The 16249-nt window shown below is 29.5% G+C and carries 14 protein-coding genes; 12 read left to right on the top strand and 2 right to left on the bottom strand.

The annotated features are described in order from the left end of the window. Nucleotides 1-89: 89 nt before the first annotated feature. The 8 genes from BEN51_RS07575 (at nt 90) to BEN51_RS07540 (ending at nt 6415) form a co-directional block, all read left to right on the top strand. A complete protein-coding gene (locus tag BEN51_RS07575; RefSeq protein ID WP_119865469.1) occupies nt 90-659 on the top strand; it encodes a TetR/AcrR family transcriptional regulator in 570 nt (189 codons plus the stop codon). A gap of 12 nt (nt 660-671) precedes the next feature. Further along, nucleotides 672-1175, top strand: coding sequence for a molybdopterin-guanine dinucleotide biosynthesis protein B (mobB, locus tag BEN51_RS07570; protein ID WP_119865468.1), 504 nt, complete (start codon nt 672-674; stop codon nt 1173-1175). A gap of 2 nt (nt 1176-1177) precedes the next feature. Beyond that, nucleotides 1178-2371, top strand: a complete 1194-nt coding sequence (locus BEN51_RS07565) for a molybdopterin molybdotransferase MoeA (RefSeq protein ID WP_119865467.1) — start codon at nt 1178-1180, stop codon at nt 2369-2371. A gap of 9 nt (nt 2372-2380) precedes the next feature. Next, a complete protein-coding gene (locus BEN51_RS07560) occupies nt 2381-2962 on the top strand; it encodes a molybdenum cofactor guanylyltransferase (protein ID WP_119865466.1) in 582 nt (193 codons plus the stop codon). Nucleotides 2963-3140: 178 nt separating this feature from the next. Next, a complete protein-coding gene (locus BEN51_RS07555; RefSeq protein ID WP_119865465.1) occupies nt 3141-4301 on the top strand; it encodes a 5-bromo-4-chloroindolyl phosphate hydrolysis family protein in 1161 nt (386 codons plus the stop codon). Nucleotides 4302-4325: 24 nt separating this feature from the next. Further along, a complete protein-coding gene (locus BEN51_RS07550; RefSeq protein ID WP_119865464.1) occupies nt 4326-5465 on the top strand; it encodes a toxic anion resistance protein in 1140 nt (379 codons plus the stop codon). A gap of 195 nt (nt 5466-5660) precedes the next feature. Next, entirely contained in the window at nt 5661-6143 is a 483-nt protein-coding gene (locus BEN51_RS07545; protein ID WP_119865463.1) for a hypothetical protein, read from the top strand. Nucleotides 6144-6250: 107 nt separating this feature from the next. Then, entirely contained in the window at nt 6251-6415 is a 165-nt protein-coding gene (locus BEN51_RS07540) for a CDIF630_02480 family spore surface protein (RefSeq protein ID WP_119865462.1), read from the top strand. A gap of 56 nt (nt 6416-6471) precedes the next feature. Here the strand turns inward: BEN51_RS07540 and nifJ are convergent, their stop codons facing one another. Next, nucleotides 6472-9993 carry a pyruvate:ferredoxin (flavodoxin) oxidoreductase gene (gene nifJ, locus BEN51_RS07535; RefSeq protein ID WP_119865461.1) on the bottom strand — a complete coding sequence of 1174 codons (3522 nt, stop codon included), beginning with the start codon at nt 9991-9993 and terminating at the stop codon, nt 6472-6474. Nucleotides 9994-10231: 238 nt separating this feature from the next. On the opposite strand from nifJ, the gene BEN51_RS07530 reads away from it, so the two are divergent. From BEN51_RS07530 to BEN51_RS07520, 3 genes are all read left to right on the top strand, one after another. Then, nucleotides 10232-11944, top strand: a complete 1713-nt coding sequence (locus BEN51_RS07530; RefSeq protein WP_119865460.1) for a methyl-accepting chemotaxis protein — start codon at nt 10232-10234, stop codon at nt 11942-11944. A gap of 141 nt (nt 11945-12085) precedes the next feature. Next, nucleotides 12086-12994, top strand: coding sequence for a ribonuclease Z (locus tag BEN51_RS07525; RefSeq protein ID WP_119865459.1), 909 nt, complete (start codon nt 12086-12088; stop codon nt 12992-12994). A gap of 79 nt (nt 12995-13073) precedes the next feature. Further along, nucleotides 13074-14060: a Gfo/Idh/MocA family protein gene (locus BEN51_RS07520; RefSeq protein WP_119865458.1), complete on the top strand. Its 987-nt coding sequence runs from the start codon at nt 13074-13076 to the stop codon at nt 14058-14060. Between the two features lie 73 nt (nt 14061-14133). On the opposite strand, the gene BEN51_RS07515 is transcribed toward BEN51_RS07520, so the two are convergent. Beyond that, nucleotides 14134-14598, bottom strand: a complete 465-nt coding sequence (locus BEN51_RS07515) for a GreA/GreB family elongation factor (protein WP_119865457.1) — start codon at nt 14596-14598, stop codon at nt 14134-14136. A gap of 148 nt (nt 14599-14746) precedes the next feature. On the opposite strand from BEN51_RS07515, the gene BEN51_RS07510 reads away from it, so the two are divergent. Continuing rightward, nucleotides 14747-15976: an NAD(P)-dependent oxidoreductase gene (locus tag BEN51_RS07510; RefSeq protein WP_119865456.1), complete on the top strand. Its 1230-nt coding sequence runs from the start codon at nt 14747-14749 to the stop codon at nt 15974-15976. Nucleotides 15977-16249: the final 273 nt, after the last annotated feature.

The raw sequence follows: 16249 nt of genomic DNA, 5'->3' as shown, positions 1-16249 counted from the left end.
CATTAAAATTTAAAAACAATAATCAATGTTTTTCAAAGAGTTCATTAATAAACAGTATCTTATAATAATGTTCAGAAAGGGATATTTTTATGACAAATACAGATAGAAGAGTTAGAAAGACAAAGGCTATATTAAAAAAAAATTTAATAGAGCTTATGAAAGTTAAAAATATAAGTTCTATTACTGTAAAGGAACTTTGTGAAAAGTCAGATATAAATAGAGGAACATTTTATCTTCATTATAGAGATGTCTTTCATATGCTAGAGGAGATTGAAAAGGAGCTTTATGAAGAATTTCAAGATATGATCTTATCCTATGAAATTTCTCCTAATAAAATCGAGACAAAACCAATATTGCAGGATATTTTCACTTTTATAGCTCAAAACAAGGATTTTTGTATGGTTGTTCTTTGTGATAGGGGAGACATGGCTTTTGTAAAAAAAATAGTCTCAGTAATATATGAAAAAAGCTATAATGATTGGTCTAAGATTTTTAAGCTTGATGATAAGGAACTTTTTGAGAAGTATTATTCATTTATATTATATGGAGCTATAGGCTTAATAGATTACTGGTTAAAGAATGGAATGAGGGAAAGCCCTGAATATATGGCAATTTTAACAGAAAATATAATTGTAAATGGATTAAAATCATTACTTTAAAGGATGAGGAGTATGCCCAAGGTAATAAATATAATTGGAGAAAGATCAAAGGTTGGAAAGACCTTTGTTATAGAAGGTTTAATCAGAGAACTAAAAAAGAGGGGATTAACTGTTGCAACAATAAAACATGATGTTCATGGTTTTGATATTGATAAAAAGGGAAAAGATACATATAAGCATAGGGAAGCTGGGGCTGAAACTGTTATTATATCATCAAAGTCTAGGCTGGCAGTAATAAAAGAATTAAAGGAAGAAACTGATTTAAATGATATCATTAAATTAGCAGAAGATAAGGATATTGTATTAGTAGAGGGTTATAAGAATAGCAATTTAAGAAAAATAGAGGTATATAGAAATAAAGTCAGCAGCAAAGTAATAAGCCCTAAAGATAAGTTAATTGCTGTAGCAAGTGATGTAAAGTTAAATTTAGATGGGGTTTTAATAGTTGATAAAGAAAATTTTAAGGCGCTTGCTGACTTAATAGAAAAAGAAAAGGAATTTGAATTTGGGGGATGAAAGTGAAGTCATTTATATCTTTAGAAGAAGCTATAGGAATTTTAAATAATAGGGTGAATAATCTTGAAAAGGAAAAAGTTCTATTACTTGATGGATTAAATAGAATAATAGCTGAGAATATTTACTCTAAAATAGATAATCCTCCCTTTGATAAATCAGCAATGGATGGCTATGCAATAATTGCAGGAGATTCAGAAAGGCTAAAAGTAGTAGGAAAAATATATGCAGGGGAAGTTTATAAGGGAGATGTTACTAAAGGAACAGCCGTTAAAGTAATGACTGGTGCTGCTATTCCTAAAGGGGCAGATGCTGTTATAAAGCAGGAGAATGTTATTATAGAAGGGGATTATATAATTTTAAAAAATATGGTTGTGAAAGGGGAAAATATCTGCGAAAAAGGTGAGGATATATCTAAGGGGGCATTATTAATAAAAGAGGGGAAGAAACTTGATTATGCTGATATAGGAATTTTAGCAAGTTCAGGGATAGGTGAAATATGGGTATATAAAAAGCCTGAATTAGCTTTTATTAGTACTGGGGATGAAGTTATAGATATAAATAATAAACTTGAAGAAGGAAAAATTTATAACAGCAATAAATATTCTATTTTATCTAGGCTGAAGGAACTTGGATATACTATAAAAGATATAAATCATCTTAATGATAATTATTATGAAATTGCTAAATATATAGAGAAACTATCTAAGGAAGTAGATTTAATAATTACAACAGGAGGAGTTTCTGTTGGAGAAAAAGACCTTCTTAAGGAAGCTATTGATCTAGCAAAAGGAGAAAAATTATTTTGGAAAGTTAATATTAAGCCAGGTTCGGCTGTCTTATGCAGCAAGGTAAATAAGGCGATAGTAATAAGTCTATCAGGTAATCCAACTGCAGCATTAACTACTTTTGAGTTATTGGTAAAGGCAACTTTGGAGAAACTATCTGGTGCTAAAGAGATAAAGATAAAAAAGGAAAAGGCAATTTTGCTTCAGGATATTAATAAGAAAGGCTCAAAAAGGAGATTTTTAAGGGGTAGATTTGAAATTATTGATGGAAAGCAATACGTTAATATAACCCAGATAAAATCAGGAAATGGTATCCTTAGTTCAGCTTTAAATTCTAATTGTATAATTGAAATGGAAGCTGATAGTATAGGGAAATACAAAGGTGACTTAGTAAATATTATAAAACTTTAGGTGAAAATCATGATAAAGAAAAGTTTGGCTATTATAGCTGGTGGAAAGAGCAGCAGAATGAATTATAATGATAAGGCTTTACTGCTTTATAAAGAAAAAACTTTTATAGAACATATAATAAATAATGGAAAAAGTTTTGATGAAATAATTGTAATTTCTAATAATAAATATTTAAGCTATGTTTTGCCAGTGAAAGTTTATAGGGATATATATTTAGGAAATGGTCCCTTATCAGGCATACATTCAGCCCTTATAAATGCAAAATATGACAAAGTATTATGTATAGCCTGTGATATGCCTTTAATTTCAGAAAGAAGCTTAAACACAATAGGCAGTATAATTGGAGAATATGAAGTATTGGTACCAAAAATTAAGGGGAAATTACAGCCTTTATGTTCAATATATTCTAAAAGCTTAATTCCTAAAATAGAAAAGGCACTTATAGAAGAGCAAAATAAATTGCAGGCTTTCATTAGGACTACAAATTATAAAATAATTGAAGATAAAGATTATGAAGAATTAAATGAAAAATATTTTTTAAATATAAATACAACTAAAGAATATAATGATTTGCTTTTATTACAAGATTAACTTATATTTTTGAAAAATATTAAGGACAAAAAAATAGGCTTAAGTATACTTATATAGTATACTTAAGCCTATTTTTTTCCATAATTTTAGACTATGTAAATTGTAATTAAAGTAAGAATAAGATATAATAAATCTAAAATATTATTATGGTAATAAAAAATAATTTGGAGGCAAGACCATGTATAGAAAGGACTTTTCTGATTTAGAAGATCAAATTATGGATACTGTAAAAAATGCACTTAATGCTATAAATTTTGCTTCAATAACAAGAGATATTGCCAGTAAAACTGATGAAACAATAAATGAGTTTAAAACTAAATTAAAGGAATATAATAATAAGATAGAAAATAGGTACACAAATTTAAATAAATCAAATAAAAAAGATATAACATTATATATTGAAAAGAAACCTGCTGGCACTGTTGCAGGAATTCTTTATATAATATTTGGTTCAATTGGAAGCTTTGTATTTGGAATCTTGCTAGCTGTTTTTTCAATAGTAACTACTGTTGTTCCTGATATGTTAGGAGGAGGTCTAGTTGGATTGGGAGTTATAGCAGCTTTCTTTGCTTCAAGTTTAGGAGTAACCATAAATGGAATAAATATAAGAAAAAGAATAAGGCGTTTTAAAAAATATGTAAATTTCCTAGATGATAACACTTATTGTTTAATTAACGATTTAGCTAGAATTGTTGGAAAAAAAGAAAAATTTGTTATTAAGGATTTAAGAAAGATGATTGATCTTAATATGTTTAAAGAAGGTCATATAGATGATGAAGAAACGCATTTTATGCTTACAAATGAAGTTTATGAAAATTATTTAAATTTAAAAAGACAACAAAATATTAAAAAGCACGAAAAGGATAAGTTAGAAAATAAATCAAGATCAAATGAAGAAGAAAATGATAAGGTAAACACTATTATTAATACAGGAAGAAATTATATTGAAGAGATTAAAAATGTAAAGAATCAATTGTATAAAGAAGAATTTTCATTAAAACTTGGTAAGTTACAAAATATAGTTAACCAAATACTTAATTATATCGAAAAGAATCCTAAAAAGTTAAATGAAGTAAATAAGTTCATTAATCATTATCTTCCGATGACAATTAAATTGATTAATTCCTATAAAGAACTAAATAATCAGCCAGTTCAGGGAGATAATATTAAAAAGGCTAAAATTGAAATAGAAAAGAGTATTGATTTAATAAATACTGCTTTTGAAAATTTATTAGATGATTTATATGAAGATATGGCTTTAGATATTTCTACTGATATTTCTGTTTTAAAAACCTTATTTAAACAAGAAGGGTTAACCGAAAATGATTTTGAAAAGTAATATAGATACAAAGAGGGTGTTAGAGTGAATAATGATTATAATGAAAATATAGAAATAAAGCCAGAGTTAGTTTTTGAACCTTTTCAAGATGAAAGTCCTGTTGTTAAGGTAGAAGAAGTACAAAAGGAAAAGATTGAAGATATTCCTTTAACAGATGAAGAAAAGAAAATGGTAGATCAATTTGTAGAAAAGATTAATTTAAGAGATTCAAATTCAATTTTACAATATGGAGTAGGTGCTCAAAAGAAAATTGCAGACTTCTCTGAAACAGCTTTAGACAATGTTAGAACTAAGGATTTAGGAGAAATAGGTGATATCCTTTCTAATGTAGTATATGAGCTTAAGAATTTTGAAGATGCAGAAGAACAAAAAGGTATCTTAGGCTTATTTAAAAAAGGGAAAAATAAAATTACTCAAATGAAAGTGAAGTATGCAAAGGTAGAAGAAAATATTAATAAGATGTGTGAGACTTTAGAAAAGCACCAAATACAGCTATTAAAAGATATTGCTATGTTAGATAAAATGTATGAAATAAATAAGGTTTACTTTAAAGAGCTTTCTATGTATATCTTAGCTGGTAAAAAGAAACTTCAAAAATTAGAACAAGAGGAATTGCCCAAATTACAAGCTAAGGCAAAGGCCAGTGGTCTTCCACAGGATGCCCAGGAAGTTAATGATTTTATAGCCCTTTGCAATCGCTTTGAGAAAAAAATACATGATTTAGAGTTAACAAAGATGATTTCACTGCAAATGGCTCCACAAATTCGTTTAATTCAAAATAATGACGCCCTAATGTCTGAAAAAATTCAATCTACAATTGTAAATACTATTCCTCTTTGGAAAAGTCAAATTGTATTGGCTCTAGGAGTTGCACATTCATCTAATGCAGCTAAGGTACAAAGGGAAGTTACAGATATGACAAATGAACTCTTAAGAAGAAATGCAGAAACTTTAAAGATTTCAACTATAGAAACTGCTAAAGAATCTGAAAGAGGAATTGTTGATATTGAAACTCTTCGTTACACAAATGAATCCTTAATTTCAACTATTGATGAAATATTACGAATACAGGAAGAAGGACGTCAAAAGCGTAAAAATGCTGAATTAGAATTAAGAAATATTGAAGAGCAATTAAAAAATAAACTATTAGAAATAAAAAGATAATAGAGTTTTTCTTATACAGAACAAAATCTAATTAAGATATTGTTCTGTTTTTTTATCTTTCCAATTATATAAACCTTACTTTTTTAAAAGCGTAATTGATTATTAAAAACAAGTTCTAAAAACATAAATAAAATTATATATAGTATAGATAGATGTTATTTTAATAGAAAATCTTTATTAAATGGGAGGATTTATATGGCGAAATATTGTTTAGCAAGAACATCGGATAAATGGTTTGATTTTATTAAAAAGAATGGATATATGGATTTGGCAAACCTTTGGAAACCTTATCCACAAAGTTTTAAAACTATTTCTAAGGATGGAAAAATGTTCTTATACAGTACAGAAAAAGAAGCATTTATAGCTGTAGCAAGCTTTAATGGAAATACCAGCATAAAAACAGTTGATGAGGCTTGGAAATATTATAGACAAAGAAACGGTCAGCATAATATAAATCTTTTTATACAGTTAATTAACGGTGAATCAAAGGTAAAAAATCATTTTAATTATAAAGATAAAATTTGCTGTATTGAAATTGAAAACATAAAGGAATTTAAAGAACCTTATAAATATTATTATAAAAATATCCAAATGTTTAAGAGTTTAGAAGGCGATGAATATAAGGATTTATTAAAGGTATTAAAAGAAAAAGAAGCAGAGTTAACTGCAAGTGAATAGAAAGAAGAAATTGTAAATCTAATATAGTCATAGTTTTTTTCTATAGGTTAATAATAATATTGATATAAGTTTTTATTATATCTAATTGCATTTAAGGAGGATTACAAATGACAAATAAATTTAAAGAAAAGTTTGTTGGAATGCCTATAGAAAAACATGAAACTGCAGCCTGGGCAAATATTGAAAAAACTAAGCCTGTTTCTAAAGTAACAGAGCCAAGTGAAGTTCAAGCTGCTAATGCTAAGGAATATGTTGATTCAAATCAAAAATAAATTTAATCTTAAAATAAAAATCCCCAAATTTGGGGATTTTTATTTTAGTGATAATTTTATGCTTCAGATAAGCGTTTATAAACTTCATATCTTTCTTGGGCATTCTTTTCTGCTTCATTAAATAGTTGGTCTGCAACTTCAGGGAATACTTTCATTAATGAAGAGAAACGTATTTCGCCACTTAAGAAATCTCTATAAGATTCTTTAGGTGGCTTAGATTCAAGGATAAATGGATTCTTTCCTTCCTCTTTTAATAAAGGATTGTATCTATATAAATGCCAATATCCAGAATCTACAGCTTTTTTCATTTCTCTCATGCTATTTCCCATTCCAATTTTAATTCCATGGCTTATACATGGAGCATAAGCTATGATAAGTGATGGGCCAGGATAGCTTTCAGCTTCAGCAAGAACCTTTATTGTTTGATTCATATTAGCTCCCATAGCTATTTGGGCTACATAAACATAGCCATAGCTCATAGCCATAAGACCTAAATCTTTCTTTCTAGTTCTTTTTCCGGCAGCAGCAAATTTAGCGACTTGAGCAGTTTGAGATGATTTTGATGCCTGACCTCCTGTATTTGAATAGATTTCAGTATCCATTACAAATATATTCACATCTTCACCACTAGCAAGAACATGGTCTAAGCCGCCAAATCCAATATCGTAGGCCCAACCGTCACCACCAATTATCCATTGAGACTTTTTAACCAGATAATCTTTTCTTTCTAATATTTCCTTGGCAATATTGTTTTCAGCATATTTTGGATTATTAAGAAGTTCTAAAATTTTATTGGAAGCTATTTTTGAAGCAACACCATTATTAAAGTTATCAAGCCATTCAGTGAAGCCAGCTTTAATTTCTTCATCAAAGTCCGGTGCCTCTAAAGCTTCTTTTACTAAATCTACAAGCTTTTCTCTTTGTTGTTTAACTGCAAGATACATACCGTATCCAAATTCTGCATTATCTTCAAATAATGAATTTGCCCATGCAGGCCCTTTACCTTCAGCATTAGTTGTATAAGCAATAGCAGGTGCACTTGCTCCCCAAATAGAAGAACAGCCTGTTGCATTGGCAATAATCATTCTTTCACCAAATAATTGAGTTATAAGCCTAATATATGGTGTTTCGCCACAACCTGGGCAGGCTCCATTGAATTCAAGAAGTGGTCTAACAAATTGACTTCCCTTTAATGTATTTCTATCCATTAAATCTTCTTTTGGAGTTAAAGTCATTGCGTATTCCCAATTTTCCTCTTGTTCTATTATTTGTTCTTCTGCTGGTTTCATTATTAAAGCTTTACCAGGAGCAGGACAAACATCAGCACAGTTTCCGCAGCCAGTACAGTCAAGAGGAGCTACCTGGATTCTAAAGCCATAATCTCCAAGGCCTTTTCCTGTAGCCTTCTTAGTATAGAAGGTTTCAGGAGCATTTTTTTGTTCTTCTTCACTTACCAAGAATTGTCTTATAGTAGCGTGAGGGCATACATATGAACATTGACCGCATTGAATACATTTATCTATCTGCCATTCAGGAAGATAAACTGCAATACCACGTTTTTCATATGCTGTAGTACCTAATGGGAATGTTCCATCTTCCATTCCTACAAAGGCACTAGTTGGAAGAGCGTCACCTTCATGTCTTTCCATTGGACGTTGAATTTTCTTAACAAATTCTGGTTCATCTTTAATTGGAGCTTCTTCATCTGGTGCATTTGCCCAGCTTTCAGGTACATTAACTTTTACTAAGGAATCTATACCTCTATCAACTGCAGCCTTATTGGCATCTACTATTTTTTCACCTTTTTTACCATACATGTCAACAATAGATTTCTTTAAATGTTTAACTGCATCTTCTACAGGTATAATATTTGCTAATTTAAAGAAGGCAGACTGCATTACCATATTAATTCTGTTTCCTAAGCCGATTTCACTAGCAATGCCATTAGCATTAATGATATAGAATTGTATATTATTTTTTGCTATATATCTCTTAAATATTGCTGGAAGCTTAGTTTCAAGCTCCTCCTCACTCCATGGACAGTTAAGTACAAAAGTTCCACCTTTCTTTAATCCTTTTAAGACATCAAGATTATATAAGAAGGATTTATTATGACATGCTATATAGTTTGCATTATAAACTAAGTAAGGAGATTTTATAGGCCTTTTTCCAAATCTTAAGTGGGATATAGTTGAGCCGCCTGATTTTTTACTATCATATTCAAAGTATGCTTGAGCATACAGCTCTGTATTATCTCCTATAATTTTAATAGCACTCTTATTTGCACCAACTGTACCATCAGAGCCAAGTCCAATAAATTTGCAGCTTATAGTGCCTTCAGGAGTAGTATCAATTTCATCTCCTTTAGCTAAGGAAGTGTAAGTAACATCATCAACAATTCCTATTGTGAAGTTATCCTTTGGACTATCAGATTTTAAGTTATCAAATACAGCTAAAATTTGAGCTGGAGTTGTGTCTTTAGAAGCTAAGCCGTATCTTCCACCAACGATAATAGGCTTATTTTCTTTATTGTAGAATAATTTAGATACATCTAAGTATAATGGTTCACCAATAGAACCTGGTTCCTTTGTTCTATCTAATACTGCAATCTTTTTAACAGTTTTAGGGAGAACTTTAAAGAAGTATTTTTCACTAAATGGTCTGTATAAGTGAACTTTGATTAATCCTACCTTTTCGCCTTTAGCCCTTAAGTAGTCAATTACTTCACTTGTAGTATCACAAACTGAACCAATAGCTACAATAATATGTTCAGCTTCTGGGTCGCCATAATAGTCAAATGGATGATAAGCCCTTCCTGTAATACTTTCCATTTCCCTCATATACTGCTCAACTATATCCGGTATAGCTAAATAAAATGGATTTTGAACTTCTCTTCCTTGGAAGTATATATCAGGGTTTTGAGCAGTACCTCTTGCCACTGGATGTTCTGGGTTTAATGCATTATTTTTATAGGCTTTCAATGCATCCTTATCTATAAGCTTAGAGATTTGATCAAAATCAGGCACTTCTATTTTTTGATATTCATGGGAGGTTCTAAATCCATCAAAGAAATGGGTAAATGGTACTCTCCCTTTAATTGCACTTAGGTGTGCTACACAAGCTAAATCCATAACCTCTTGAACATTAGATGAGGCAAGCATAGCAAAGCCTGTTTGTCTAGTTGCCATAACATCTTGATGATCACCAAATATTGATAGTGCATGAGTAGCGATTGCACGGGCACTTACATGGAAAACCACTGGTAATAGTTCTCCAGCTATTTTATACATATTTGGTATCATAAGAAGTAGTCCTTGAGATGCTGTATATGTTGTGGTTAAGGCTCCAGCTTGTGCAGAACCATGTACAGCTCCAGCAGCACCGGCTTCAGACTGCATTTCTACTACTTTTACTGTTTGATTAAACATATTTTTCTTTCCATGAGCTGCCCATTCATCTACTGCTTCTCCCATAGGAGTAGAAGGAGTAATAGGGAAGATTGCTGCTACTTCAGTAAAATTATAGGAAGCATATGCGGCAGCTTGGTTTCCGTCCATTGTTTTTATAACCTTTTGCATTAAAATAATCCTCCTCATTATTTTTTAAATAGATATTTCTTGTCTGATTTATTATTTGAATTATGAGGAAAACTATTCATGTTAAAAGTGTATTTATTATAGTTATTTTTATATATTATTAAGTAGTATAATAATTTTTATTTAAAAATTATTATTATATGCTAAAGCTTAGTATATTTTGTACGAAATATTAAATAATTGGTAAAAAATAAAATATGAGAATGAAGGAGAGTTAAGTATGATAAGAAAATTAAAGATTTCCCAAAAACTAATTTTATCAAGTATCATTAGCACAATATTTTTACTTATTGTAGGCGGCTTTGCTTTGAAATCTATGTGGAAAATTAATATTAATGGTCAAAATATTTATAATAATAACTTGATGGCATTAAAATATATCTATAGTATTCAAAGTAATGTTGATGATACTTTATTAAATTTTGAATATATGCTTAATAAAGATAATATTAGCAATATTAGTGATTATGAAAAAAATATAGCTAATAATACTTCTTCAAATAATTGGTTATTTGAAGAATATGAGAAACTGCCGAGTACAAGTGAAAAACAAGAAGAGGAATATAAGCAGGTAAAAGATACATTGGCTTTATATAGGGAAGTAAGGGACAGAATAATTAACTATGTTAAAGAAGAAAATTATAATGAAGCAAACAAGACATATAGAAATGAATACATAAAAATAAAAGATCAACTGATTGCTGAATTAGATGATTTAATTGAAGAAAATGTTATACAGGCAGAAAATACAGCCAATGTAAACAGTGCAATATATAAAAGCTCCTTTATTCTCCAAATAATAATTATTTTAGCTGCTTCACTATTTTTATTTTTAATAGGTTATAGCATGGCTAAATGGCTTTCAAGAAGAATAAATAATGCTGTTAATTTTGTAAATAATTTAGCTGAGGGAGATCTTACTCAAGAAGCAAAGATAACTAGTGAGGATGAACTTGGTAAAATGGCAATAGCTTTAAATAAGGCATCTAAAAATATGAGAGGACTTGTAACAGAACTTATTAGTGGCATGGAAAATATGAGTGCTTCAAGTGAAGAGTTAACAGCAACAATGGAAGAAATTTCAGCAACTATTATTAATATCAAAGAAGCTGCAGAATTAATTGCAGAAGGAGATGGAGAATTAAGTGCTTCTTCTGAAGAAGTTAGTGCAACAACCGAAGAAATAGAAATTCATATAAAAGATTTAGCTGATAAGGCATTAGAAGCGGATAAAATTTCTGCTGAAATTATGGAAAGGGCATTAATGATAAGAAATAAGGCAGAAGAATCATCTTCTAGTGCAAATGAGTTATATGAAGATAAGGAAATTAAAATTAAAAAGGCTATAAAGGATATAGAAATTCTTGAAGAAATAAGAGTTATGGCTGAAGCTATAAGTCAAATAGCAGAGCAGACTAATTTATTGTCTCTTAATGCATCGATAGAAGCTGCTAGGGCAGGGGAAGCAGGAAAGGGCTTTGCTGTTGTAGCAGAAGAAATAAGAAAATTGGCGGAACAATCTGCTCAGTCAGTAACTCATATAAGCAGAATTATTAAAGATGTAAGGGATGCCATAGATAACTTAGTAGTTAATACTAATGATATATTGGCTTTTATGGATAATAAAGTTAAACCAGATTATGAAATGCTAAAAGAAACAGGAATACAATATCAAAATGATGCAGAGTTTGTACATAAAATGTCTAATGAAATTTCAATTTCAACAAATACAATTTCTTCTAGCATAAATGAAGTTAATAATGCAATGACTAATGTAACTGAATTAACTCAACAATCTGCCGCTAGTTCAGAAGAGATCTTAGGAAGCCTAACAGAAACAAGTTCAGCAGTAGAAGAAGTAGCAAAGCAAGCTCAAAGTACTTCAGAATTAGCAGAAAGATTATCTTCTTCATCTAATAAATTTAAAATTTAATAAAAAACATTTAATTATTGGATAAATACATACATAATTTCTGAAAGATAAATACATAAAATTATTAAAGGAGCTATTAAATAGCTCCTTTAATGTTAAAATTAAAGAAATAAATATCTATAGAATAAGGAAGTGTTTTAAATGGTAGATATATCATTATTAGGCTGTGGAGGCGGTATGCCTGTACCAAATAGATTTTTGTCATCAACTTTAATAAATTATATGGGAAGAAAAATTTTAATAGATTGTGGAGAAGGAACACAAGTATCAATGAAAATCCTTGGTACAGGTTTTAAAGCAATTGATATAATTTGTATAACTCATGGCCATGGCGATCATATTGTTGGGCTCCCAGGACTACTTGCTACAATTGGAAATAGCGGAAGAGTAGACCCTCTTACGATAATAGGTCCTGTTGGTATTGAAGAAATAATCAAAGGACTTAGGGTAATAGTGCCTTATCTTCCTTATGAAATAAAAATAATAGAAAATCCAAGGGATACAATAACTTTAATAGAAAATATAAGTATTTCTACCTTAGAATTAGATCATTCAGCCCCTTGTTTAGGATATAGTTTTTATTTTAAAAGGAAAGCAAGCTTCGATTTAGAAGCTGCAATTGCTAATAAGGTACCTAAAATTTTGTGGAATAAGCTTCAAAAAGGAGAAAGTTTAATATACGAAGGAAATAAATATGAACCTAATATGGTTCTTGGAAGGGAGAGAAGGGGAATAAAATTTTCTTTAATAACAGATACAAGACCAATCAAGGAAATAATTGATTTTATAAAAGAAAGTGATTTATTAATTTGTGAAGGGACATATGGAGATGATAAGGATATAGAAAAAGCAATAAAGAATAAACATATGACCTTTTCAGAAGCAGCAAAGCTAGCAAGAGATGGAAGAGTTAGGGACCTTATGCTGACACATTTTAGTCCTGCTATGAATAATCCAGAAGAATATATAGAAAATGCAAGAAAAATTTTTGAAAATACTGTCCTTGGAGAAGATAGAATAATTAAGACCTTATCTTTTATAGATTATTAAATAATAACTTTTTATTGGATAATGTAAAGGTATAACATATAATTAAAGTAAGAAGGTGTTATTATAAGGAGGAATTAAAATGAATGTAGGAATACTGGGATCAGGCTTAATAGTTCCAGATTTTTTAGCTGCAGCATCTAAAATAAAGGAATATAATTTTTATGGAATTTGTGCAACAGAAAGATCTAAGGATAGAATGGAGAATTTCTCAAAAGAATATGGTATTAAACATATTTATTTAAATTATGATGAAATGCTTGATAATGAAGAAATAGATGTTATTTACGTGGCTGTTCCAAACTCACTTCATTATAGCTTTACAAAAAAAGCCTTACTAAAAAATAAGAATGTTATTTTAGAAAAACCTTTTACATCAAATTATGAGGAAGCAAAGGAATTAGCAGAGCTTGCAGAAGAAAGAGGATTATATTTATTTGAAGCAATAACAAATCAATATTATCCAAACTATTTAAAAATAAAAGAGCTATTGCCTGAATTAGGAGATGTAAAGATAGTTCAGCTTAATTATTCCCAATATTCTAGAAGATATGATGAATTTAAAAAGGGAAATATACTACCTGTTTTTGATCCTAAAAAGTCTGGTGGAGCATTAATGGATTTAAATGTTTATAACATTCATTTTGTACTAGGTTTATTTGGTGAACCAGAAAGCATTAATTATTTTGCTAATATAGAAAAGGGAATTGATACATCAGGAGTTTTAATACTTAATTATCCTACTTTTAAATGTGTAGCGGTTGGAGCAAAAGATTGTAAGGCGCCTACAAGTGTTAATATTCAAGGAGATAAGGGGTATATTCATAGTGATTATCAATCTAGTGTCTTGTCAAACTTTACTTATGGAAGCAATTTAGGAGAAGAAAAAGAATTTAATTTAAATCTCTATGAAGAAAGATTATATTATGAATTAGTTGCATTTAAAGATATGTTATTAAATAAGGACTATGAAAAGAATTTGAAACAGCTTAAACATTCTTTAAATGTTATGAAAATATTAGATGAGGCAAGAAGACAAGTAGGAGTTGAAATTCAGAACTCTAAATAAAATAGTCTTGGATGGAGAAAAAGATAGGTCAGAAACTTTAAAATTCTTAAGGTTTCTGACCTTATTTTAAGTATTATAATATTTCTAATATTTCAACAGAATATTTTTCTCCAGGAGCATTAACTTCAATTATATCTCCTGCTTTTTTTCCTGCCAAAGCTTTTCCTAAATCTGATTCAATGCTTATGCACATATTATCTGGATCTAAATCCATAGTTGTTACTAAGGATAAAACCGTTTCATAATCGTCTTCTATAAATCTAACCCTAGCCTTACTGTTAATTCCTAATACGGATTTGTCTACTTCATCTTCATCTATAATAGTTGCTGTAGAAATCATATTTAATAAGTATTGAATTCTATTATCATTTTCCCTATAATTTCTACAAGCTTCCTTATACTCAGCATTTTCTGATCTATCCCCATGGGCAGCTGCTTCCATTTTTTCTTTAGCTATTTCTGCTCTTTTTACTGTCATTCTATATTCTAATTCTTCTTGTAGCTTTCTCATATTTTCTATAGTCAATCTATTATTCATAAAAAATACCACCTCTAAAATATTATATCAACATTATACAATATGTAGTAGTTTTAAAATAAAAATATTTTAAATTAAAACTACCATATTAAATAAATATTATATATAATATTAATAAAAATAACATAGAATACATAGGAGTTGTTGAATGGTGTTAATAAATGAAGCAGATAGGTGTTTATTATGTAAGAATCCAAGATGTAAAAATAATTGTCCAATTAATACATCAATACCAGAAGTAATATCATTGTATAAAGAAGGTAAAATAAGAGAAGCAGGGGAAATTTTGTTTGAAAATAATCCTCTGTCAGTAGTTTGTGCTCTAGTATGTGTTCACGAAAACCAATGTAAGGGTAACTGTGTTAGGGGAATTAAAGGAGAGCCTATAAGATTTCATGATATGGAATATGAAATCTCAAAAAGGTATATAGAAGAGGTACGCTTTGAAAATATTCCAAAAACTAAAGGAAGAATAGCTATAGTAGGTGGTGGTCCTGCAGGAATTACAATAGCCTTTATATTAGCTAGAAGGGGTTATAAAGTTACAATTTTTGAAGCTCATAGTAAAATTGGCGGAGTTTTAAGATATGGAATTCCAGAATATAGACTTCCTAAATCAATAATTGATACCATAGAAGAAAGATTAATTGAATTAGGAGTTAAAATTAGGCCAAATACTTTAATAGGTCCAGTTGTTACATTAGATAGGCTATTTGAGGATGGATATAATGCTGTATTTATTGGAACAGGAGTGTGGAATCCTAAGACCTTAAATATTAAGGGAGAAACTCAAGGACATGTTCATTATGCAATAGATTATTTAAAATCACCTGAAACTTATAGATTAGGAAAAAAGGTTGCAGTAATAGGAGCTGGTAATGTTGCCTTTGATGCAGCAATAACTGCCAAGAAAAATGGTGCCGATGTTACTATTATATATAGAAAAGGCTTTGAGCAAATGTCTGCAAGTAAAAAGGAAATTCAAGAGGGTAAAGAAGAAGGAATAAACTTCAGTTTATTTAAGTCGCCAATTGAAATTACTGAAGAAGGAATAAAATTAGCATGTACAGAAAATATTACTGATGAAGAAGGTAAGATTAAAAACATAACTACTGGTGAAGAGGAATTTTTTGAATGTGATTCTGTAATAATTGCAGTAAGTCAAAATCCAAAGAATAACATAGTTTCAAATACTACTGAGTTAAATACTAATAAATGGGGCTTGCTTATTACAGATGATAAGGGAAATACAACTAAAAAAGGTACCTTTGCTTCAGGAGATGTAGTTACGGGACCAGGGTTAGTTGTAGATGCAGTAGCACATGCAAAAGTAGTGGCTGATACAATGGATGAATATTGTCAAAGCTTAAAGAAATAAAAAATATATGAATGAAAAAGTAGCCAAAAGGATTTAAACTTAGGTATATGTTAAAAAGACCAGCTATTTCAAGCATAAAAGCTTAAAATAGCTGGTCATATTATTTTTATTGTAAAATATTAAATCACCCTTGTCTAATAGTTAATATTATAGTATACAAAAGGAGCTTTTTTAGTTATTAGAATGTATATTAACAAGGAAAGTAAGGTTGCTTCAGCTTCTTTTGATATAATCTGGGGTAGAGCAATTTTATTTATAAAAAAGAAAGGATAT

The organism is Clostridium isatidis (assembly GCF_002285495.1).
Lineage (GTDB): Bacteria > Bacillota > Clostridia > Clostridiales > Clostridiaceae > Clostridium > Clostridium isatidis.
This window is presented reverse-complemented; position numbering and strand designations above follow the sequence as displayed.